The organism is Methylomonas aurea (genome assembly GCF_024505045.1).
Lineage (GTDB): Bacteria > Pseudomonadota > Gammaproteobacteria > Methylococcales > Methylomonadaceae > Methylomonas > Methylomonas aurea.
The window spans coordinates 1-22,250 of sequence record NZ_JANIBM010000052.1 but is presented as its reverse complement, the minus strand read 5'-3'; the positions used below and the strand labels follow the sequence as shown (position 1 = coordinate 22,250).

General features: G+C 58.2%; 21 protein-coding genes and 1 other RNA gene. 11 read left to right on the top strand and 11 right to left on the bottom strand.

All coding sequences use genetic code 11. The annotated features are described in order from the left end of the window. Positions 1–29: 29 nt before the first annotated feature. On the bottom strand, positions 30–632 hold the full coding sequence (locus tag NP603_RS20635) for a glutathione S-transferase family protein (protein WP_256612752.1): 603 nt from the start codon (positions 630–632) through the stop codon (positions 30–32). Between the two features lie 201 nt (positions 633–833). Between NP603_RS20635 and zwf the strand changes: the two genes are divergently transcribed. Then, entirely contained in the window at positions 834–2,324 is a 1,491-nt protein-coding gene (gene zwf / locus NP603_RS20630) for a glucose-6-phosphate dehydrogenase (RefSeq protein WP_256612751.1), read from the top strand. 16 nt (positions 2,325–2,340) lie between these two features. On the opposite strand, the gene NP603_RS20625 is transcribed toward zwf, so the two are convergent. Both NP603_RS20625 and NP603_RS20620 read right to left on the bottom strand, forming a co-directional pair. After that, complete coding sequence (locus tag NP603_RS20625; protein ID WP_256612750.1) at positions 2,341–3,747, bottom strand: NAD-dependent succinate-semialdehyde dehydrogenase; 1,407 nt, start codon at positions 3,745–3,747, stop codon at positions 2,341–2,343. 121 nt (positions 3,748–3,868) lie between these two features. Continuing rightward, a complete protein-coding gene (locus tag NP603_RS20620; RefSeq protein ID WP_256612749.1) occupies positions 3,869–4,348 on the bottom strand; it encodes a tautomerase family protein in 480 nt (159 codons plus the stop codon). Positions 4,349–4,650: 302 nt separating this feature from the next. On the opposite strand from NP603_RS20620, the gene NP603_RS20615 reads away from it, so the two are divergent. Then, the gene (locus NP603_RS20615; protein WP_256612748.1) at positions 4,651–5,571 is read left to right on the top strand and encodes a LysR family transcriptional regulator; all 921 of its coding nucleotides are present in this window, start codon (positions 4,651–4,653) and stop codon (positions 5,569–5,571) included. Here the strand turns inward: NP603_RS20615 and NP603_RS20610 are convergent. Beyond that, positions 5,568–6,290, bottom strand: coding sequence for a glutathione S-transferase family protein (locus NP603_RS20610; RefSeq protein ID WP_256612747.1), 723 nt, complete (start codon positions 6,288–6,290; stop codon positions 5,568–5,570). The two genes, NP603_RS20615 and NP603_RS20610, sit on opposite strands and share 4 nt — an antisense overlap. A 152-nt stretch (positions 6,291–6,442) precedes the next feature. Here NP603_RS20610 and NP603_RS20605 point away from each other — a divergent pair, with 152 nt between their 5' ends. The 4 genes from NP603_RS20605 (at position 6,443) to NP603_RS20590 (ending at position 10,959) form a co-directional block, all read left to right on the top strand. Then, a complete protein-coding gene (locus tag NP603_RS20605; RefSeq protein WP_256612746.1) occupies positions 6,443–8,527 on the top strand; it encodes a diguanylate cyclase in 2,085 nt (694 codons plus the stop codon). 323 nt (positions 8,528–8,850) lie between these two features. Next, the gene (locus NP603_RS20600; protein ID WP_064022702.1) at positions 8,851–9,063 is read left to right on the top strand and encodes a cold-shock protein; all 213 of its coding nucleotides are present in this window, start codon (positions 8,851–8,853) and stop codon (positions 9,061–9,063) included. Positions 9,064–9,374: 311 nt separating this feature from the next. Beyond that, a complete protein-coding gene (locus NP603_RS20595) occupies positions 9,375–9,638 on the top strand; it encodes an RNA recognition motif domain-containing protein (RefSeq protein ID WP_054759316.1) in 264 nt (87 codons plus the stop codon). Between the two features lie 133 nt (positions 9,639–9,771). Beyond that, positions 9,772–10,959: a DEAD/DEAH box helicase gene (locus NP603_RS20590; protein WP_256612744.1), complete on the top strand. Its 1,188-nt coding sequence runs from the start codon at positions 9,772–9,774 to the stop codon at positions 10,957–10,959. Between the two features lie 135 nt (positions 10,960–11,094). On the opposite strand, the gene NP603_RS20585 is transcribed toward NP603_RS20590, so the two are convergent. The 4 genes from NP603_RS20585 to NP603_RS20570 all read right to left on the bottom strand — a co-directional run bounded on the left by NP603_RS20585 (position 11,095) and on the right by NP603_RS20570 (position 16,715). Then, positions 11,095–12,225 (bottom strand): fatty acid desaturase family protein, encoded by a 1,131-nt coding sequence (locus NP603_RS20585; protein ID WP_256612743.1) that lies wholly within the window; start codon positions 12,223–12,225, stop codon positions 11,095–11,097. 424 nt (positions 12,226–12,649) lie between these two features. Further along, complete coding sequence (locus NP603_RS20580) at positions 12,650–14,014, bottom strand: O-linked N-acetylglucosamine transferase, SPINDLY family protein (protein ID WP_256612742.1); 1,365 nt, start codon at positions 14,012–14,014, stop codon at positions 12,650–12,652. Between the two features lie 185 nt (positions 14,015–14,199). Next, positions 14,200–15,285 carry a hypothetical protein gene (locus NP603_RS20575; protein ID WP_256612741.1) on the bottom strand — a complete coding sequence of 362 codons (1,086 nt, stop codon included), beginning with the start codon at positions 15,283–15,285 and terminating at the stop codon, positions 14,200–14,202. Positions 15,286–15,404: 119 nt separating this feature from the next. After that, positions 15,405–16,715 carry a hemolysin family protein gene (locus tag NP603_RS20570; RefSeq protein WP_256612740.1) on the bottom strand — a complete coding sequence of 437 codons (1,311 nt, stop codon included), beginning with the start codon at positions 16,713–16,715 and terminating at the stop codon, positions 15,405–15,407. A gap of 201 nt (positions 16,716–16,916) precedes the next feature. Between NP603_RS20570 and NP603_RS20565 the strand changes: the two genes are divergently transcribed. Further along, positions 16,917–17,570 carry a T6SS effector amidase Tae4 family protein gene (locus NP603_RS20565; protein ID WP_256612739.1) on the top strand — a complete coding sequence of 218 codons (654 nt, stop codon included), beginning with the start codon at positions 16,917–16,919 and terminating at the stop codon, positions 17,568–17,570. Next, positions 17,567–17,842 carry a hypothetical protein gene (locus NP603_RS20560; RefSeq protein WP_256612738.1) on the top strand — a complete coding sequence of 92 codons (276 nt, stop codon included), beginning with the start codon at positions 17,567–17,569 and terminating at the stop codon, positions 17,840–17,842. Before NP603_RS20565 ends, NP603_RS20560 begins: the two co-directional genes overlap by 4 nt. 18 nt (positions 17,843–17,860) lie before the next feature. Here the strand turns inward: NP603_RS20560 and ubiH are convergent, their stop codons facing one another. The 3 genes from ubiH to NP603_RS20545 are packed head-to-tail and all read right to left on the bottom strand — an operon-like array spanning position 17,861 to position 20,927. Further along, the gene (gene ubiH, locus NP603_RS20555) at positions 17,861–19,075 is read right to left on the bottom strand and encodes a 2-octaprenyl-6-methoxyphenyl hydroxylase (RefSeq protein WP_256612737.1); all 1,215 of its coding nucleotides are present in this window, start codon (positions 19,073–19,075) and stop codon (positions 17,861–17,863) included. Positions 19,076–19,078: 3 nt separating this feature from the next. Then, the gene (pepP, locus tag NP603_RS20550; protein ID WP_256612736.1) at positions 19,079–20,386 is read right to left on the bottom strand and encodes a Xaa-Pro aminopeptidase; all 1,308 of its coding nucleotides are present in this window, start codon (positions 20,384–20,386) and stop codon (positions 19,079–19,081) included. 13 nt (positions 20,387–20,399) lie between these two features. Further along, positions 20,400–20,927 (bottom strand): UPF0149 family protein, encoded by a 528-nt coding sequence (locus tag NP603_RS20545; RefSeq protein ID WP_256612735.1) that lies wholly within the window; start codon positions 20,925–20,927, stop codon positions 20,400–20,402. 105 nt (positions 20,928–21,032) lie between these two features. Between NP603_RS20545 and NP603_RS20540 the strand changes: the two genes are divergently transcribed. The 3 genes from NP603_RS20540 (at position 21,033) to ssrS (ending at position 21,753) form a co-directional block, all read left to right on the top strand. Continuing rightward, positions 21,033–21,260 carry a TIGR02449 family protein gene (locus NP603_RS20540; protein ID WP_256612734.1) on the top strand — a complete coding sequence of 76 codons (228 nt, stop codon included), beginning with the start codon at positions 21,033–21,035 and terminating at the stop codon, positions 21,258–21,260. Beyond that, positions 21,257–21,553, top strand: a complete 297-nt coding sequence (locus NP603_RS20535) for a cell division protein ZapA (protein WP_256612733.1) — start codon at positions 21,257–21,259, stop codon at positions 21,551–21,553. The genes NP603_RS20540 and NP603_RS20535 overlap by 4 nt, the downstream gene beginning before the upstream one ends. A gap of 20 nt (positions 21,554–21,573) precedes the next feature. Continuing rightward, positions 21,574–21,753: non-coding RNA, 6S RNA (ssrS, locus tag NP603_RS20530), on the top strand. Positions 21,754–22,250 lie beyond the last annotated feature (497 nt).

Sequence of the window (22,250 nt, the reverse complement as noted above, 5' to 3'; positions counted from 1 at the left end):
AATCGGCGGCCGATTCCGCCCGCGGTCTTTCAATCTGCGCCGATTCCCGGCATACCGACGTATCCGGGCAGCGCCCGAATACGCTCGATCCAGGCCAGAACAGCCGGGAACTCCGCCAGTTCCACGCCGCCCTCCGGCGCCAACGCCACATACGGATAGCAGGCGATGTCGGCAATGGTCGGTTGCGGACCGGCTAGCCAGGCATTATTAGCCAATCGCTGTTCCAATACTTGCAAGCCCTGCCGGCCATGCTGCCGGCATTGATCCTGATCCCACGGCCGCTTGAATTTTTTCGCGGCCCTGGCTCTGGCCAGGCCGTACAACAATTCGTTTTGCGCCAGACTCAGCCATTGCATCACCGTCGCCATCGCCGGCGCCGCCAGCGGCAGCCACTGCTCTCCGCCGTATTGGCGGGCCAGATACACCAGGATTGCCGACGAATCCCAGATCAGCAGGCCGTCGTCGTCCAATACCGGGATTTGCCCGCGCGGATTCAGCTGCAAGAAAGCTTCGGCTTTATGCTGACCTTGCATCAGATCGATCGGCACCCGTTCGTAATCGATGCCGAGCAGGCCGCACAGCAGGCGAATTTTGTAGCAGTTGCCGGATAACTCCATGTCGTACAGTTTCATGAATACCCCAATGAGGCCAAGATTAAAGCGGCAATTAAATCAGAACTACTGCTGCCGTGCGCGGCAAGCTCACGCTCGGGAGAGTAGTGCGGAAAGCCGTTGCAACTGTCCGCTGTCGACCGAAGATTCGACGCCACGCGATAAATCATGCAAACTTCCGGAAACCTTAAAGCAGCGCCGTTTCGGCAAGGAGTCAGAGCCATGAATACCGATCCCTGTACCTACGTGATTTTCGGCGCCACCGGTAATCTCGCCCGGCTGAAATTGATGCCCGGGTTTTACCATTTGCAACTGGAAAAAAAACTGCCGGACGACACCCGAATCATGGCCGTCGGCCGTCGGCCGTGGGACCGGGCGACCTGGCTGGCCGAAGTGAAAACTTTGTTGCAGGAGCAGTCGAAAACGCCGCTGGATGAAGCCGAATTCGCCCGTTTCGCCGAGCGCCTGGATTACCACCGCGGCGATCTTGACCAGGCCGAATGCTACCAAACGCTGGCGGAAACCCTGGGCAACCGGCCGCATTTTTCCCGCAATATCGCGTTTTACCTGGCGATTGGCCCGGGAGACTTCGGCAACGTGATCGAGTCGCTGAGTAACGTCGGCCTGCTCAACGAAGAGTACGGCTGGCGCCGGGTCGTGATCGAGAAACCGTTCGGTTATGACCTGGAGAGCGCGCAAGCGCTGCAAAAACGCCTGAGCCGATATTTGGGCGAGGACCAGATTTACCGGATCGACCACTATCTGGGCAAGGGCATGGTGCAGAACGTTTTGGTGTTCCGTTTCGCCAACGTGATGCTGGAACCGTTGTGGAACCGCAATTACATCGATCACGTCCAGATCACCCACGCCGAAGAACTGGGCATCGGCAGCCGCGGCGAATATTACGACAGCGCCGGTGCGTTGCGCGATATGGTGCAAAGCCATTTGCTGCAATTATTGACCTTGGTGGCGATGGAACCGCCGGTATCGATGGACGCCGAATCGCTGCGTGACGAAAAAGTCAAAGTCCTGAAATCGATCCGGCCGATTCCGAAGTCGGCCGTGCATGCCCACGCCTTCCGCGGTCAATATGCCAAGGGCAACATCGGCGGTCAAAAAGTCCCTGCCTACCTGGAAGAACCCAATATCCCGGCCGAAAGCACGACCGAGACCTACGCCGCTGTGAAATTGCTGATCGACAACTGGCGCTGGCGCGGCGTGCCGTTTTATCTGCGCACCGGCAAGCGCATGGCCAAGGGCCAGTCGTCGATTTCGATTTGTTTCCGCCATCCACCCTTGCAATTTTTCCGCGACACCCAGGTGCAATGCATGACGCCGAACTGGGTATTGATGGGTATTCAGCCCGAGGAATGCATCCGGATGGAAATGACCGTCAAAGAAGCCGGGCTGGAGATGCGCACCCGTACCACCAGCCTGGATGCCAGTTTCCGCCAGCCCGACGAGCGTCGGGTCGACGCTTACGAGGACCTGTTGCTGGACGTGATGAAAGGCGACCGCTCGTTATTCCTGCGTTTCGACGAAGTGGAATACGCCTGGCGCATCGTCGATCCTATCCTGCAAAACTGGGCGATCGAACGCGACTATATCCCTACCTATCCGGCCGGTTCCTGGGGACCGGAGGAAAGCCGGCGTTTGTTCGAGAAGGAAGGCCAGTATTGGCGCAGCTCCCTGTTGCCGGAGTGCCATCCGTAGACCGGCCGGCGAAATTTCAGTCCAACGCCGCCGGCCCCCAAAGACAGGCGCCGGCCGGCGCCAGGTTGACCAGTTTCTCGTTGACGAACTCGTAGAAACCGCGCTCGGCCAGCTCGCGGCCGTAACCGGAGTTTTTGACGCCGCCGAACGGCAGTTCCGGAGCGGTCCACGCCGGCTGGTTGACGAACACCATGCCGCAGTCGATTTGCGCGGCAAGCGCGCGGCCGCGTTCGATGTCGGCCGTGAATACCGAGGCGCCGAGGCCGTAAGGCGTGGCGTTGGCTAATGCAATCGCCTGTTCGGCGTTGTCGACCATGTGGAACGCCGCGACCGGTCCGAACAGTTCCTGGTTAAACACCGGATTATGTTCGTCTATGCCAGTAATCACGGTCGGTTCCAGAAAATAGCCGGGCCGGGCGAGGCGTTTGCCGCCCAGCGCAATCTGCGCGCCGGCCTGTTTGGCTTGGCCGATTTGCTCCAGCAGCCGGTTCAAGGCCGTTTCCGAAGCCACCGGCGCCAACGTCGTCTGCGGATTCATCGGATCGCCGGCCCGCAGCGCCGCCAAGCGCGCGGTGAATCCGTCCAGGAACGTCGCGGCGCGCTGGCGGCCGACCACGATAATCCGCTTGGAGCCGACGCAGCATTGGCCGCTGTTGAACATCCTGCCGAATACCGCGCCGTCCAGCGCTGCTGCCAGCGGCGCGTCTTCCAGCACGATCAGCGGATCGCTGCCGCCCATTTCCGCGACGACTTTTTTCAATGCCCGGCCGGCGCGTTCGGCCACGGCCGCCCCGGCGCGTTCGCTGCCGGTGATCGTGACGCCGCGAATGCGCGGGTCGGCGATGGCGCGGCCGATTTGCTCGATACCGGCAAACAGATTGGTGTAAACGCCGTTCGGCGCGCCGGCGTCCGCGAACAACCGCGACAAGGCCAGCGCCGCTTGCGGCACGTTTTCCGCGTGCTTCAGCACCAGCACGTTGCCGGCCATCAATTGCGGCCCGGCTACGCGCGCCACCTGGTAGTACGGAAAATTCCACGGTGCAATGCCCAGAATCGCGCCAATCGGCTCGATCAGTACCTGAGCATTGCGCGCATTCGCCAAGGTTTTGGGTTGTAGAAAGCTCGCGGCATTGTCGGCGTAGTAATCGAGGACCGCGGCGGCAAGCTCGACTTCGGCTTGGGCTTCTCCGATCAGCTTGCCCATCTCTAGCGTCAAATAGTGCGCGTACTCCGCTTTTCTTTCCAGCAGGATGGCCGCCGCCTTGGCGACGATCTTGGCGCGCTCGTCGATGGCCCGATGCCGCCAGTCGGTTTTATACGCCTGGTCGGCGTTGGCGATGGCAAGTTCCAGCTCCGCATCGGAGAGTTCGGCATAGGAGGCGAGTAATTCGCCGCTTGCCGGATTGATGGTTTGATAGGCCATAGTATGAATTCCTGTGTAGTCGATTACGCCGTGCCAGAACAATCCGGCGCACGGGTAACACGAGGTGAACGGCTGGCGGAAGCAGCGACCGGCTCATTTCGGGCCGGTCACTTGTTCGTTACTAACCCGTCACGCCTGGCGTCAATAAAAAGTGGCCGGCAGGCAGCTTTTCTTGATAGGTGTAGGGGCTGGCCTTGTTCTCGGCCACCCAGCGTTTTTCCGCGATTGATTCGAACGGCGGCGGCAGTTCGCCTTGCAACGACCAAAGATCGAACGGGGTTTCGTCGATGGAAATTTCCCAATCGAAACCGCGCTCTTTGACAAATGGCGCAATCACTTCGTCCAGCGTCCGCATCCACCATTCCCGTATGATGGGGCCGGGTAGGGTTCGGGCGATCTGGTCAACCTTGAAGCGAACAAACTTGTCGTTGCGTACGCCGCCGACGAAGCAATTGCCCGGCTCCACTTCTTCATAAATGACCACGGCATAAAACCTAGGGATAGGTACGCCGGCATAAACGTTGGTAATGTTTTCCGCCAACTGTTGTTTGTCTGCGGCGCTGAAGGCGCCGGTCGGATGGTAGACTTTCCACAAAGGCATGAGGATTCTCCTGAAAGTGAGTTATTAGGCCAACTCGAGTTGGCCCGGTTCGGTAGCCGCTAAGGCCGAAATCCGGCCGCCTGGCGCCGGCGGCGATCCGAATTCGGGCGACGCGCCGTTTGCTCGGATTTTGCGAGACCCTTGGGAGGAACCGAGCTCAACGGCGGCGTCGGGGCTTACTCTAGGCCGACGCCAGCCGTGGGTAAAATGGCGAATATTCATGTGCTGATGAATTTTTTCGATGCCGGTTGTCGAGGCGTTTTCGTTAACATGCGGCGCTAAAAATTTGCGGGAATCCAGCCATGGCCGATTTGAGAACCTTCGATTTGAATTTGCTGGTCGCTTTCGATTTGCTGATGCGAGAACGCAGCGTGTCGCGGGCGGCGGAGCGCATGTTCATCAGCCAGTCGGCGATGAGCCACGTGTTGCAGCGCTTGCGCCAGCAATTGGAAGATCCTTTGCTGGTGAAAACCCCGGCCGGCATGGTACCGACCGCGCGGGCCCTGGCGCTGGTAGAGCCGGTAGCGGCGGTGCTGAAGGAGGTGGAAGGGTTGATCAAGGCACCGGCCCCGTTCGATCCGGCCGGCAGCCGGCGCTCGTTCGCGATTGCCGCCACCGATTACGTCGAAGCCTTGCTATTGCCGAAACTGGCGCCGCGCATCGCCCGCCAGGCGCCGGGCGTGAACGTAAACTTCAAGCGCACCAGCAGCCGGTTTCCGCTCGAAGCGTTGGAGCAGGGCGACATCGATTTGCTGTTGGGTTTCGAAGTGATGCTGAACCCGCCCAAGCATTTACATTGCCAAACCTTGTTCGAGGACTGCATGGTCTGCGTGGCGCGGCTCGGCCATCCGATCGTGAATCCGCAATTGACCCTGGAGGAATACATTGGGCTGCCGCACATCATGCTGTCCGGCACCGGCGCCGGCAGCGGCCAGGTCGATAGCTGGCTGGGCGAGCGCGGCCTGGAGCGGCGGGTGGCGTTGACGGTTTCGCATTTCTTGTCGGCGCCGTTGATTGTGGCGCAAACCGACATGGTCATGGCCTTTCCTAAGCGTGCCGCCGAGCAGCTTGCGCAAAACCAGCCGCTGCAATGGGTGCCGTTGCCGCTGGATTTGCCGGATTACGCCACGGTGATGGTCTGGCATCCGCTGCATGACCGCGAGCCGGCCAATGCTTGGCTACGCGGCGAAATACGCGCCGCTTGCGCCGAGCTGGGCACCTAAGCGAATTCCGGTTCGCCCAGCTCCGGAAAATAGCGCAACTGCATGCGCCGGCAATATTCGGTCAAGGCCGGTTGCGCCAGCGCGTATTCCTTGACCGGCGAGGCAACCGGACAAGCGAGTAGATTGATCAGGATGCCGTAGGCGGAAGCGTCGACGCTGGCGGGCTGATCGCCGAGCAAGTAGGGCTGGTCCGTCAGCGCGGCAGCCAATGCTGCCACGTCCTGCCGGCCCAACTCGAATACCTGCGCGGCCGGCAAGCGGCCGATGCCGTGGCCGCGAATCTGGCTTTTGATGCGGAGTCGGTAAAGGCTGGCAATCCCATCGGTAAGCAGCGGCGGCAGGCCGCGAAAAATCGCCTGTTTGTTGATGTGCCAATTCTCCGGCCCGGTTTGCCAGCGGCTGTACATGCAGACCCAGTACAAATGCTCTTCCAGCAGGCGTTGCCAAGCCAGGGCTTGGGCTTTTTGCCGCTCGGAAAGGGTTTGGTCCAGCCGGTCGCCGAAGCGCTGTTGCAGATAGCTGATAATGATCCGGCTATCGGCGATTTTGCGGCCGTCGTGTTCGATGTAGGGCAGTTTGCCCAGCGGCGCGGCAACCGGTAGCGTTTCCACGATCCGGTACTCGATTGCCGCCATGCGCAGATAGGTTTCCAGCTTGGCGCAAAACTGGCCGGGGTTGGGAATGTGCCACGCTCTGGGGAATTGGTACAACGTAATCATCGGTAATTCTCCGCTAAGCAAACAAGCTGTTAAAGGCGTAAACTCGAAATGTCGGAAACTCGGCATTATCGGTGTCCGGCGGCGGTATAGAAACCCCGCAAGTTTCCAAATTCGCTAGATTAGTAAGTAAAGCACGGGGGAGAGAGTTTTAGATGGTAAACGGCAAGCTGTTTACGGAGGTTCATATCGGGCAAAATCGCGCCATCGCCCGTGCCTTGACCCGGCGCTACACTGTCGCTTTGTTGTTGGTTGCCGCGTTGTCGACCGCGGCTTGGTTTAGCCTGCGTCTGGTGATCGCGGAACAGCAAAGTACCGCCGCAATCGTCAACGTCAGCGGTCGCCAGCGCATGCTCAGCCAACGCACCGCGCTGTTCGCCAATTTGCTGGCGATGACGCCGCCGTCGGGGCGGCCGGCCATCCGCAGCCAGCTGCAGGAAGCGATCGATTTGATGGAGCGCTCTCATCGCGGCCTGACGCGCGGCGATTCGGCCATGGGCTTACCCGCCAGCCATTCGCCGACGGTGCATGCGATGTATTTCGATGGTGATGGCGGAGTCGACGCCCAGGTTTCACAGTATATCCAAGCGGTTCGGCAATTGCTGGCTCTGGACGATGCTGCTTTGGGAACGGACAACCCGCTGTTGTTGCATATCACTCGCACCGCACCCACCACGCTGGTCGCATCCCTGGACGGCATGGTCAAACAGTATCAGGCCGAGGGCGAAGCCAATGTCAGGCGAGTCCAAACCACCGAAACCGCGCTATGGCTGTTGACCTTGATCCTACTGGCCTTGGAGGCCGGGCTGATTTTTCAGCCGTTTGCGAAGCATATCAAGCAGGTCGTGGGCAAGCTGCAAACGGTTACAGACGAATTGGAGCTGCACCGCAACAATTTGGAAGAATTGGTCCGGCAGCGCACTGCGGAGTTGCAGAGTAAAAGCGCGGAACTCGCCGAGAGCATGGAAAAATTTCGGCTGATCAGTTCGGCAGCCCAGGAGGCGATCGTTATTATCGGCAAGCGTGCCGAAGTAGTGCATTGGAACAGGGCCGCCGAAAAATTATTCGGTTACTCCGAATCCGAGGCGCTGGGCCAAGATCTGCACGAATTAATCGTGCCGATACCGATGCGCGATCTTGCCCGGGCCGGCTACCAGAAATTCGAGCAGACCGGCGAGGGCATCATGATCGGTAGGACTATCCAGGCCACGTCGCTCAGAAAAGGCGGCGAAGAGTTTCCGATAGAGCTGTCGATTTCCGCGATAAAACTGCAAAATTCCTGGCACGCGCTCAGCATCATTCGCGACGTGACCGAGCGTAAGGCCATCGAAGACACCTTGCGCCGTAGCGAGGAACAGCTCCGTTTTGTGCTGGAAGGCGCCGAATTGGGGTTTTGGGATTGGAATATCCTGACCGGCGAAGTGTTCCGCAATGAGCGTTGGGCGGAGATGCTGGGTTACAGCCACGACGAAATCCAACATACCACGCAACAATGGACCGATTTCGTGCATCCCGACGACCGGGAGCAAGCTTGGCAGTCGATCCTCGACGTGATCGAAGGCCGCTCGCCGGCGCATAAATTGGAATACCGGATGCTCCATAAAGACGGTAGCATTCGTTGGATTCTGGACCAAGCCAAGGTCATGCAGCGCGACCCGGCCGGCTATCCGGTCCGGATGAGCGGTACCCATTCCGACATCACCGAGCGCAAACGGCTGGAGGCGGAGCTGACCCGGCAGGCGCGCACCGACCATCTGACCGGCGTCAGTAGTCGCGGTTACTTTCTGGAGCAGGCCGAACAGGAACTCGCCAGCGCGTTGCGCTACCGCAATCCGCTGACGGTGTTGATGATGGATATCGATTTTTTCAAGCAGGTCAACGATATTCACGGCCACAAGGCCGGCGACACGGTATTGAAAAAATTGGCCGACGTGTGTCGGGAAACCATGCGCGAAGCCGACATCATCGGCCGCCTGGGCGGCGAGGAGTTCGCGATTCTGCTGCCGCAGACGGACGAATGCCGTGCTATCGAAGCCGCTGAGCGGTTGAAAGAGGCGCTCGGGAAGGCGAGTGTGCCGATCGAGGGCGGCATGCCGTTGAGCTTTACCGTTTCGATCGGCGCGGCAGCGCTGACTAATGGTGACGGCAGCGTCGACGCACTGTTGAACCGGGCCGACCAAGCGTTATACCTGGCCAAGGAAAGCGGGCGCAACAGAGTCTGCGTGGCGGCAGGCGAATAGCGGCGGCTTAAATCCGGCCCCTGCCTATATCGAAGCCAGTGCGACATGCAAGGCCAGCGGACTGGAAAGTGTCGATAGGAAGCTGACCCGCCCTATGGCACGCGGCAATGCGCATCGCCCATTGGAAAAATACCGCTTGACTCGCGCCGGTTAGCCATCCATACTCCCGCCAGCTCCAAAATTAAGATTTACCCTGCTGATTACCATTTCGATGCCGCTTCCACCGAAGCCGCAACTCGCTCTGATTTCATAAAGTAAGTTCCAATTTTACCGGCTACACCTGCCAAACTGGCAATATTTTAATTTATTTCAAGGACTTACTTATGTCTACAATCACGACTGGCACCGTAAAATGGTTCAATTCCGATAAAGGCTTCGGTTTTATCGAGCAACAATCCGGCCCCGACGTTTTCGTTCACTTCAAAAACATCATCAATTCCGGCGGTTACAAAACTCTGGAAGAAAACCAAAAGGTCGAATTCAGCATCGGCCGCGGCCCTAAAGGCCTGCAAGCTGAAAACGTAAAAGTCATCTAATCGATTGGCTCTACAGGTTGCCGGCAGGCTTACTCGGCAACCTGTAGTTAAACGCCGAACCGTTCAGCACCAATAAACAATCAGCCGAGTTCGTGCGTTATCGCTTCCTTCGTTGCCGCTTCCTCGAATACGCGAAACGGCGGTTTTGAGGGATTTCTTCCGAGCGGACCATTGTTTCGCGCCAGTTTGCCTCAACGTTTTGATTTTCCAGTGCCGCGTCAATAGCCTGGAATGTTCGCCAATCCCGCCTCCGTTACGCGCTCTGCTCAAAGCAGCAGTTGCATACTGATCACCCCAACTCAGGACACATTTTGAAAAGAATATTTGTCGGCAATCTGCCCAGCGACGCGACTGAAACCACAGTCACTGCTCTGTTTTCCGAATTCGGCAGAGTGCATTCCATCGAGCTCGTCATCGATATGTTCAGCGGCAAATGCCGAGGCTTCGGTTACATCGGCATGGAAGGCCATGAAGCCAGGGCGGCGATTGCCAAATTAAGCGGCTTCCAATTCGGCGGCAATATGCTCAGAGTCGGTTTCGAAAGTGCCGGCGGCAAACAGGGCAGACGCCGTTAACCGAGATCATACCCTGACACGACTTCAAGCAGACACCGATGCCTCGGTGTCTTACCCTTTCCGCTAATCGGATGCTCCGGTTAGGGATTCCCTTTTTTAACGGGATTTCGCTCCCGCATATCGAGAATTATTCATGCCATTTTCCAATCTCGGCTTGGCCGAGCCTTTAACTCGTGCCGTCCGCGAAGCCGGTTACAGCGCGGCGACGCCAATTCAACAACAAGCAATTCCGCTGGTGCTTTCGGGGCGCGACCTGCTCGCCGCCGCGCAAACCGGCACCGGCAAAACCGCCAGCTTTACCTTACCGATTCTGCAGCGTTTGGCGACCAATCCCGGCGCCAGCCGCAATCGGCCGGTCAGGGCGCTGATACTGACGCCAACCCGCGAATTAGCCGCGCAAGTAGCCGAATCGGTCGCCAAATACGGTGTTCATCAGCAGCCGCGCTTGAAATCCGACGTCGTGTTCGGCGGTGTCAAAATCAATCCGCAGATGCTGCGCTTGCGCAGTGGTGTCGATATCCTGACCGCGACGCCGGGGCGCTTGCTCGATTTGGTCGGCCAGAATGCCGTCAAACTGAATCAAGTTGAAATGCTGGTGCTGGACGAAGCCGACCGCATGCTGGACATGGGCTTCATCCGCGACATCAACAAAATTTTGGCCTTGCTGCCGAAAACCCGGCAGAACCTGCTGTTCTCCGCCACCTTTTCCGCCGACATTCGCCGATTGGCGCAAACGCTGCTGCGCAATCCGGCCCAAGTCGAAATTGCCGCCGAAAACGCCGCGGCCGACAGCGTCGAACAAATTGCCTATGCCGTGGAAAAACCGGCTAAAGCCGGAGTGCTGGCGCATTTGATTAAAAGCAACGACTGGCGGCAAGTTTTGGTTTTTACCAGCACCAAACACAATGCCAACCGCCTGACCGAGAAATTGAACGCTGCCCAAATCAGCGCCAAGGCGATCCACGGCAATAAAAGCCAGGGCGCCCGTACCAGCGCCTTGGCCGACTTCAAAACCGGCGACATCCGGGTGTTGGTCGCGACCGACGTCGCCGCACGCGGGATCGACATCGCCAAACTGCCGCACGTGGTCAATTTCGAACTGCCGCGTTCCTCCGCCGACTACGTGCACCGCATCGGCCGCACCGGCAGGGCCGGGCGGAGCGGGCTTGCCGTTTCCCTGGTTGCGGCCGACGAACGCAGCGCGTTACGGCAAGTGGAAAAACTGATCGGCAATAAAATCGCCTTCGGCTCGATTGCCGGTGCCGCCCCCGCAACTCCTTCGGAAACGAAAGCTATTCGGCCGAATTCCGCCGGAAAATAAGCGCCTTTCGCTTTTTGTGATTGAACCGGCGTCCGATTCAGAGTTGCTGCCGTCGATAAAAGCCATGTGCCCGCAACAACCTAATAAGGTCTGGCCGATAACGGCGGGGCCATGGCTTTGATGTACGGGCGCAGGTCAAGCCTGCGCCAGCGCCGGCTTCAGCATCGAGGTCTTGCCGACCATGATATCCACCGCCTTTAACAAGCGTTTGAATACCGAATCCTGGCAATAGGGGATGCCGTGGCGGGCGCACAGGGCTTTGACCTGCGGTTGCAGCTTTTGGTATTGGCTTAACGGCAGATCCGGCCACAGGTGATGCTCGATCTGATAATTCAGCCAGCCATATAAAAAGTCGTTGGCGTTGGAACCGGTCGGGTAATTGACCGAACCCAGAATTTGCCGCAGATAGAACTCGCCTTTGCTGTGCGCTTTTTCGTCGAAGCCCATCACGTCGTCGCCGGCGTGGTTGGGGATCATGACCAGAAAGGAATGCATGTTGGTGAAAATTTCCGCGAGAATCGAATTCAGCAGTACGCTGCTGGCCGCAACGCTGCCGAGCGGCAGAAACAGCGCCGGCAACAGCACAAAGCGGAACGCCGCGTAGGGCAGGATGCTCTCTAGCCACAAACCCCGGCCCTGCTGGGTAAACAGACTCCAGGCGCCGATGCGGGTCATCTTCGGTGCCGGTTGGTGCTGGTGGCGGGCCTGTTCCAGACGTAATTCCTTATGGGTGCGCGGCGTGTAATAGCTCAGCTTCCAGACGCCGGAGAACAGCGCCACAATGACGTAACGCAACCACATCGGCAAGCCGGATTGGCGTAGCCATTGCATGTTGTGCTGAGCGTTATTCGGGTCGGCAGTCTCGCCCAAACGGTAATGGTGCAGCACGTCGTGTTCGTGGTGCCAGCCGGCCGGCGTCATCCAGTCCGGCCAGTCCAGAAACCGGCGCCAACCCTTGGCAAAACCTTTGCTTTGGTAGCGCGGCTCGGCCTGTTTGATTTTATCGTAGCCGCGATGCTGGATCGGATGCGCCACCTGGGTCCAGCGGGCAAAACTGCCCTGGCTGATCAACAGCGCCGACAGCGGGTTCGGTGCAATCCAGGCCGTGGCGTAGCCCAGCAGCGAACAGGCCTGGCCCCAGCGTTCCATCCGCTGCATATGGCGGAAATCTTCTTCGCCCAGATCGGCTTGGGCTTGCCGGTAAAGTTGTTTGATATCTTGCGCAAGCCGTTCGCGGTCGACGTTGCGGTAACTGGATAAACTCAAAAAGAACCTCTTAGGTACGGTGGCGGCGAAAAATCCCAGTAATAAGAATCGCCGTCGACACTGTCCCTGCGCCGGTGCCAAAACGTAATCGGGTTTGAATACCCTATGCGCTGGAAGCGTTAATGCGGAGTGGTGGATAACTTACGAAACACAACTGGACCAAGCGCCTGGCCGGGTTTGGAAATGCATAACGAGCGTGGTTCGCTATGTCGGTTTCGATCGGACGCGCTTAACGCGAATTCCCGATTTTCCACCCTGGCAAGGCAGCCGGCAATTTTACTGCAAACGTCGGGAAATTATCGGAATTTGCTCTACCAGGGTGTGATCCGGTTCGAATCCGGCCGGAAAATAAACCGAAAAGCGGATTGGCGACGTGCCCCAGCGCGAAGCGCACCGAGTTGGACTGCATTAGCGAATTTTGCGATCAGCAGGTTTGGCCTATCGCCGCCGGTAATTGGCCGGCCAAATGCCTGTCCCACATGGTTTGGTACAACGCCTCCAGATGTAGCGTGTAAGCCGCGCTGTCGAATAAGGCGACCGATAAACGGTTTTGCTGCAGTTGCTGTCTGATTTCGGCCAGGCGTTGCGGATGGCTACTGAGCGCCAGCGCCAGCGCATAGTAGGCATCCGCATCCTCGGCGATCAATTGTTCCAGATTCACCGCGCGCAGCAGACTGCCCGCCACGCGAGAGGCGAAGGTGTCGCCGGTACACGTGACCAGCGGCACGCCGACCCACAGTGCGTCGCTGGCCGTGGTGTGGGCGTTGTAAGGCGCCGTATCCAACACCAGATCGGCCAACCTCAAGCGCGCCAAATGTTCGGGCTGGGGTACTTCGTCGGCAAAAACCAGGCGCTCCGGCGATATTCCGCGCTGATAGGCTTCGTTGCGGAGCCGGCCTTTAGCTTGCGAATTCTTCAGTAGCCAAAGCACGCTGCCGGGCGTGTTGTATAAAAGCCGGCACCAGATATCGAATGTCTCCGGCATGATTTTGTAAGCCTGGTTAAAGCAACAAAACACGAAGCCGTCGGCGGGTAAGCCCTGTTCGGCCCGGCTGCTGGGGCGGCCGATCGCCACATCGCAGCCGTGGGGTTGATAACTGCCGGGCATGCAGGCGAGCGCTTCGCTGTAATCGCCGGCGCTGGCGGGCGGAGTCACGTAATTGTCGGAAATGATGTAATCGCAGAAGTCGCCGCCCATGGTGCCCGGATAGCCCAAATAGTTGACCTGAATCGGCGCCGGACGGTAGGTCAGAATTTCGCTGCGGGTGCCGCGGGTATAGCCTTTGAGATCGATCAGAATATCGATCCGGTCCGAGTAAATTGCTTTGGCGCAGTCGGCGATAGTTAAGTCGCCGAGATCGATAAAGCGGTCGAAACAGTGCTGCAGGCGCTGGCGCATCGCGCCGCCGTCGTCGGCGCCGTAGGAATAGGCGTAAAGTTCGAAGCGGTCGCGATCGTGCGCTTCCAGCGTTTCGGCCAGCAGGTAGGCGGTGGCGTGTTCCTGAAAGTCGGCGGATAAATAACCCAGGCGGATTTTGGTTTGCGGCGGCCGGTCGAAATCGAAGTCGAGTTCCGACCTTGCCTCGGCGCTGGCCGCCAAACGGCCCGACATCCAGACATCCGCGCAGCGGCGTTGCTCGGCGGCACTGAACCCGGCCAGCGACAATAAATGAAACGGAGAAATCCGGCTGGTTTCGCCGCCAGCCAGACTGGTACGGATTTTATCCCGCCATTCGTCCAGCCGCTCCCATTCGCAGATGCTCCGGCTGCGATCGTAGTATTTCATCATCGGGATCCACTCCATTTTTGGCTTGGTCAGCCGGGAAAGACCCGACCTGCAGTTCGGGGCTGTCTAGCATCGTACTCCGATTCTTCGAAAATACCGAGCAATTCCGCTCCAGTGCTAAAGCTGAGTGTGGTATCGGCCGGACAGTCTGGGCGATTGGTGGAATTTAGGATTCTTATCAAAGCCGGTTAATGCGCCGGCTGAGATTGGCTCGGCTCCAACACGCCCCTCAATGGTAAGCCGCCGGACGGTAGGTAGAACATCACGCCAGCGGCTCGAATCCGCCGGCCGTCGCTGTGGCGCCAACGTTCGAAACCGGCCGTCACGCAATCGGTCGTCCTTTGCTCGCCGGCCTCGGGCGGATTGCCCAGCATCTCGGTATAGTCCGGTAAGCCTTCTTTCCGCAGAATCAACTGCATGCGCACCCGCGGAATCGGTGCCACCGGGTCCAAGCCGTCCTCACGAAAGTTTGCACTGAAGATCTGGGGCGCGGATTTATCTGCGCTTGCCATGTCGGGCGTGAATTCGGCCTTGGCAGTCCTGCCGTCCGACTGCCGCCACGATAGCCGCAAATACGGGGGCGGCTCTTGCGCCGACCACATCAGATGAACGTCGTTGCCCAGTGTGCAGTAATCGGGGTGCTCGATATCGTATGCGGGCCAGTATCCGCCGAGACGTTGCTCGACGCGTTGCAAGCGGACGCCGGGTTCTGCTCGTAGCGATTGGGTGTATATCAAGCCGGCGCCGGGCAGCGTATAAGACGTAACCGGTTCGGCCCGATACGGCAGCGGCGGGTTGTCGGCGGGGAGTTCGCGGCGCAGACCGATTTGGCGGGCCGCGGCGTGCAACGGATTCTGCGCCGCGAAATAGGCCGTCAGCGGCACGGCTAGAATCGCCAGGCCGCTAAAGCCCAGCGCAATGCTTTCGTTTCGGGAAAAACCGGGACTCATCAGGCTGCCGCAAACGATGTGGCAACCGAACCAGAGCAACGGCGCCGCCGTGAACAGCGAGAGATAGAATACGGCAAGGCCTTCCATGCCGCTGACCGCTTGGGCTGGCACTACCAGGACGGCAAAGGTAAGCGGTGCGGCAATCAGCGACGCGATCCGCACTGCCAGCCAACTGCCGACTCGGCCGCGGCGGCCAAAAATCCGGCTTTCCAGCCAGAGCAGACCGGTTACCGCTACCGCCACGCCAGCTGCTGCCAGCGCCCATTGCCGGCGTTCGGCCGGCGCCATTGCGTTCAGCGTATCGAGAATTTGTGTCCAGTCCATATTTCAACCTCTTGCCGCCGGTGCTGGCCAAGGACTGCAGCGGATAATTCGTTTGATTTCGACATTCCCTGCCGGAATCGTGGCTTAACTCCGCGGCATTCGGGTTGGAGGCCAGAGGGTTACGGTTTCGGATACACTTCCACCCACTCGATGCGCGGGCCTTGCATTTCCTTGACCACGATTTCGAAATCGTTGAAAGCGATGCGTTCGCCGACGTCGGGTATGTCGCGCAATTGCGCCAGTATCATGCCGCCGACCGAGTCGACGTCGTCCAGGTCCAGTTCTTCGTTTTCGATGTCGACGCCCAAAATGCGTTCCAAAGAAAAGATCGGCAGGCTGCCTTTGCCCAACAGGCTGCCGTCGTCCTGTCGGGTCCAGTCGCTCTCTGATTGGCGGAATTCGTCGCGGATTTCGCCGACCATTGCCGACAACAGGTTATCCAGCGTGATAAAGCCCAACGGTTTTTGACCTCTCTGGCCGATCACGGCGAAATGCGGCGAACCCTGAGTAAAGCGGCGGAACAGCTCCAGCGCCGGCATATGGGCGGAGATGTGTTGAATCGGCCGCAGGTAGGCTTCCAGGTCGGTTAACGGATCGCCTTTTTGCTGAGCCAGAAATAAATCCTTCAGATGGATGATGCCGAGTGCGTCCATGCCGTTGCTATCGAAATAAGGAAAGCGGCTGTAGCAACTGTTGGAAACTATCTCCAGCATCTCCTGCGGCGACTGGCCGCGCTGCAGTGCGGTGATTTCGTGAATCGGCCGCATCAGGTCGGAGACTTCCAGTTTGCCGAAATCCAGAGTTTTCGCTAACACCTTACATTCTTCGCCGGTAAAATTCTCGGCCGAGCGGGTGGAGCGTAGGATGAGTTTCAGTTCGTCGGTGGAGTAATGGCTGTCGTGGTGGTGGCCCTCGCATAACCCGGTCAGGCGCAAAACCAGGGTAGCGCTGCCGTTTAGCAGCCAAATGGCCGGATACATTAACCAGTACAGGGCATACAGCGGCCCCGCGCTCCACAGGCCGATGCCTTCCGGATTGCGAATTGCCAGCGATTTGGGGGCTTGTTCGCCGACCACGATATGCAGGAACGAGATGGTGCAGAAGGCAAAGGCGAACGAAATGTTGTGGATTAATTCGGGCGAGGTGATTTGCAACTGGTCGAACAAGGGTATCAATAGATCGGCGAAGGCCGGTTCGCCAATCCAGCCCAAGCCCAGAGAAGCCAGAGTGATGCCAAGCTGGCAGGCCGATAAATAGGCGTCGAGTTGTTTGTGAACCTTGGCCAGAATCCGGCCGCGCCAGCCTTCGTTTTGCTCGATGGCTTTGATTCGGGTCTGCCGCAACTTTACCAGACTGAATTCCACGGCCACGAAAAAGCCGTTCAACAATACCAGCAGCAAGGCGCAGGCGACCAGAATAACATTACTCATATACAGCTTAAGGATTACAACGGATCAATCATTATACCGGTAATTGTAGGGTTTGCTCGGTAGGTGTGGCGGTGGGACAAATGCCGGCTGCGTTTGCGGATGACGCAGCGCGCTAGACGTGCTGTAATCCGGGGCCAGGCCGACCGATTGATACGCCGCCCGCTCTCAGCATTTACTTCTAGCCGTTTGGAGGATACCGCCATGCCCGGACAACGCCCAGGCCCCGTCTGTAACACTAGAGGAAACGAAACCATAGACCAAGGCACCAGTTGCCGGGCGGTATCGCCGCGGCCGGGACCGGTCGGCTCCTTCTCGGGGGCGGTCGGCATGGTAAAGAAGCCTGTCAAATTTACCCGGCTATGGTCGGCTTATCCGGACGAAGCGCCTTACCGCGACGGCAACGGCAATGTGCCTGTTGGATATGAAAACCAATGCGCGATTAAAGTTAGTGCGGCACTGTATGCGGCTGGTGCCAAGCTGGATGGCTTTAACGGGGCTACGGTCAGCGTTGGCGGCAACCGGTTGGCGATTCGGGCACAGGAAATGGCGGAATGGCTGCAGACGGCTTCGCCCAAGGTACTGCAAAGCCGGGGTACCGATGTCACCGGCCAGGATTGGCAAACCAAGATCAAGGGAAAGACCGGTATCATCTATTTTCAGAATTATTGGTTGCGCCCCGGCGAAAAAACGCCTTCCGGCGACCATATCGATCTGTGGAACGCTAGTCGGCTGACGGCGTCCGGGTTTCAAGGGACGGTGGTGACCGTGCTACGCTTCGGTTTGGGTGTGGCGTCCGGACCGGGTTTTTCCGATTTGAGTAAGTCGCAAAAGATTCTGTTTTGGGAGGTGCCGTGAGTTTGTGTTTGGTGTTGCGCTTGGCCGGCGCCGGTTTGGCGGTCGGCTTGGGCGTTGGCTTGTGGCGCTATTGGGCCGGAATCTGTAACGAGGCCTGTGCCGCGGAGCGGGCGCTGGCGATGATTTTGTTGAGTTTCCTGCTGCCGGCTGCAGCGTATTGGACTCTGCTGGTTTGGACCTCCGCCAGTCCGCGGCCACGCGCGCGGATCATTGCCGCATTGTTGACCGGCGTATGTCTCGCGACATCTATCTGGTTGAGCGTTACCGGTTGATGACGGCAGTTGGGTGGCTTATTCGCGGTCGCCGATTTTCGGCAGCCGGTCGGCCAAGCCCATCGCGTGGCGGGCCAGCATTTGCTTGGCGAAGGGCAGGTGATCCAATAAGGTCAGGCCGGCGTTGCGCACTGCGGCCAGCGGCAGGTTGCCGTTGGAGAAGATCTTGACCAAATTGTCGGTGAAGCCGATGGTTCTGCCGTGGTCTTGCAGGCGCTGCCGGCTGTAGTTTTTCAGCATGCGGGCGTCACCGATATCTGCGCCTCGCTGGTGTTGATCAATCAGCATTTCTGCCAGCAAGGCCACATCGCGGATGCCCAGGTTAAACCCTTGTCCGGCCACCGGATGCAGTTGGTGAACGGCATTGCCGATGATGACGGTACGGCCTGAGACCATGCTCTCGGCGCGAATCAGGCTGAGCGGAAACGCCCGGCGCGGCGCGGCCAATTTCAGTTCGCCCAGCCGATAGCCGAAGCAATCCTGCAGTTCAGCGAGAAATTCGCGGTCGTTGGCATTGAGCAGGGTTTCGGCTTGCTCGTGGCTGCGGGTCCAGACGACGGCCGATTGCTTGCCGGCTACCGGCAACAAGGCCAGCGGGCCGAATTCGGTGAAACGTTCGAAGGCGGTGTTGCGGTGCGGCAGCGCCGAATGCACTGTGGTGACCAGCGCGGTCTGGCCGTACTCGGTGACTTGCTGCGGAATTTCCAACAGTTTGCGTACCGTGGAATTGCCGCCGTCGGCGCCGACCAGCAATTGCGCGCTGACGTTCAGCGAACTGCCGTCGTGCTGCTTCAGGCTGACGTTGACCGCATCGCGGCCAGACATCAATCCGGCGACCCGGGTCTGGTACAGGCAAACGGTATCGGTTTTCTCGGCCAAGTCGGCCACATGCTGTTCGATGTCGCGGGCGACGATCACATAACCCAGGGCATCGACGCCCTCGGTTTCGGCCGATAGCCGGGTTTTGCCGAAATGGCCGCGGTCGGAAACGTGAATGTGCTTGATCGGAGTGGCTTTGTCGGCCGCGCCGCGCCAAGCGCCCAGCGAGTTCAGCAATTCCACGGTGCCGGCTGCCAGCGCCAAGGCGCGGTCGCCGGCTGGCGAGTTACGTAACTGATCGCGGCCGGCGGCTTCGATCAACGCGACCTTCAAGCCGCTGCGCTTCAGTGCCAGAGCCAGGCAGTTACCGGCCAGACCGGCGCCGACGATGATCAGATCGAAGTCGTGTTGCATTGTCTAGCCCGTCATTAGCGCTTCGATGGCGTCTATCGACTTCGGTACTCCGCCGGTCAATATCTCATGGCCGTCCTTGGTGACCAGCACGTCGTCTTCAATGCGGATGCCGATGCCGCGCCATTGTTTATCCACCGTTTCGCAGTCGGCAGCGACGTAGAGCCCCGGCTCGACGGTCAACACCATGCCGGGTTCCAGCAGGCGCCATTCGTCTTTGATTTTGTAATCGCCGACGTCATGTACGTCCATACCCAGCCAGTGGCCAATGCGGTGCATGTAAAACTGTTTGTACTTTTCGTCTTTGATCAGTTTTTTCACCCTGCCTTTGAGCAGGCCCAGTTCCACCAAGCCCCTGGTCAAGGTTTCCACCGATGCGTCGTGAGCCTTGTTCCAAGGATTGCCGGGTTTGATCTCGGCCAGTGCAGCGGCTTGGGCGTCCAGTACCAGTTGGTACAGCAAGCGTTGCGGCTCGCTGAATTTGCCCGACACCGGGAAGGTACGAGTAATGTCGGCGGCATAATGGTCGCATTCGACGCCGGCGTCGATCAGTAGCAAGTCGCCTTTGTTAAGTTTGTCTTTGTTTTCGGTGTAATGCAACACGCAGGCGTTTTTGCCGCCGGCGACGATGGAAGGGTAGGCCACCGCGCGCAATCCGTCCTGGACGAACTCATGCATAAGCTCGGCTTCGATCTGGTATTCGTATAAACCCGGCTTACAGGCTCGCATGGCTCGAACATGTGCCTTGGCCGAGACTTCTGCGGCACGGCGCATCAGTTTCAATTCTTCCGCGCTTTTGAACAGCCGCATTTCATGCAGGATGTGTTCCAATGACACCAATTCGCCCGGAGCCGTGATACCGGAGCGTGATTGCTTGCGGATGTTGTTGATCCATTCCATCAGTTTATGGTCGAGATCGCTGTCCTTACCCATCGGGTAGAACACCTTGCTCTTGTTTTCCAGCATGCCGGGCAGGATGTCGTCCAAATCGTCGATCGGAAACGAATCGTCGGCTTCGTAGTGTTTGGTGGCGCCTTCCAGGCCGGCATGCGCGCCTTCCCACAAGGCCTTCTTCTCGTCGAATTCGCGGCAGAATAGGATGTACTCGCCTTGTTCGCGGCCCGGAATGAAGACAGCCATCGATTCGGCTTCGTTGAAGCCGGTCAGGTAGTAAAAATCGCTGTCCTGGCGGAATGGATAATGCACATCGCGGTTGCGGGTGCGGTGCGGGGCGCTGGCAATGATGGCGATATTGCCCTTGCCGATCTGTTTCATCAGCGCGGCGCGGCGTTTTTTGAATTCGCTTTGTTTCATCGTAGGTGGCCGCTTAATGAGGTTGCAGCGGATTTTGTTCGGCGAACTGGTCGCGTACGGTAAACACGGCGGCGCGCACGTATTCGCGAATTTCGATCAGTGCGTTTTCGTCGTCCTCGTCGCCAAGGTCGCTGTCGATTTTGGTCAGTTCGATCATGTCCCGCATCACCTCGGCCGTGTCGCCCGGCCAGTCGGCGTCGGTTTGAGCGTAGCCTACCCCGAACAGAAACCCCTGGCACCAACAGCGTAAGGCTTCCACTTGGTCTGGCAACGCTTCGTCCTCGTCCGGCAGCAGCAAGTCGAATGCGAATTCGTCGTTCTGGTTTTCCAGCAGAGTCCGAGTTTGTTCGAAGACGCCGCACAGCAGATTTTTGTCTTCGTCCGCCAGTTGCTGGCCGTCGGCAAACAATTCCCGCAGCCAGTTCTCGACATCGGCCTTGATTTCGACGCAAAGCATGCCGGTAGCGACCCCGTGCGCTTCCGCTGCGCCGAAGTCTGCGTCGTGTTGTTCCAGAATTTCGCTGATTGCGCGGTATGTCATCGGATAAGTGTTTCCTATCAAGGAGCTGTTCAAATACATGGCTTATGCTAACATTCCTAGCTGAACGTGAGGATTATAACGTCATATCAGCCCATACTTCTGACTATGTCTCAACCCGAAAAAGATCCATCGACCGAACTCGAAGCGCTGGAAAAAAAACTGGATTTGCTGATCGTTCAGTTCAATCAGGTCAAAAATGAGAACAAGTCGTTGAAAGTGAAACAGGATGCCTTGGTGAAGGAGAAAGCCAAATTGCTGGAAAAAACCACGCTGGCCAAAGCCCGAGTCGAAGCCATGATCGCCCGTCTGAAGGCGATGGAACACGACTCATGAGCAAAGCCGTTCACCCCGTCTCGTTAAATATTCTGGACAAGGAATACAAGATCGCCTGTGCGCCAGACGAAAGAGAGACTCTAATCAGTTCCGCCCGCGAGCTGGACAAGCAAATGCGCAAGATCCGCGATACCGGCAAAGTCAGCGGTGCCGACCGGATCGCGGTGCTGGCGGCGTTGAATCTGGCCCACGATTGGGCGGCGGAGGCCCACAAATCTGCCGGTGCTGGCGATATCGCGAACCGATTGGCAGATTTGCGAGTAAAAATAGAAAACGTTTTGGAAAACCCGTAAATCCGGTAAACTATACGTCCAATCTCCTGCAGCGTTCGAGCAGTACTGGGTGTTTCCTGAACCTGCATTTGCCCCGGAAGCTTTTTACCCGTCATGGTGTGCACGCCTGTTCGTTCAGGAAGCCTGATTGGCGGGAATCGGTTTCCACTTGAACCTCCGGTTCAAGGACGAAAGTATCATACGGCGCAGGCGGGAGATCTCTTCATTTCCCTTCCCCCTTCTTTCCAATTTTGGTCTCGCGCTAAACCCTCCGCATTTTATTGGCGCGCATCGTGCCGTTTTTAATGGCGCCTTGGCCAGCGTCAAAATCGTCTCACCCTTTTCGGCTTTGGAATACAAATGGGATTCGTCGAGCCGGCTTCAGCGCTGTTTTTTGAATGAATTTACGCTGGTAAATGGCGTCCGGTACTTTCCGCCTTGCTCTGCAAAGAGCGCCCGCTGCCCTGATACGCCCCGTTTGCGAAACGAGAATCCAAGGTTTCAATCGAATATTGTGTGCTGTGATTTATATCGCATATTCGAAAACCGATATAAAACCAGAGTCTTATGTGGGCGGAGGAGTCTGGAAATTCGCGTTTTTTGTGCGTAGGCCCGTGGTTTTATCTCCGAAATATGCGACATGTGTTGAATAACGGTAAATCCGGCCTGGCAATAAATGAAGTTTTGGATTTTACTTACTTCACGCCGTTGCCTGAGG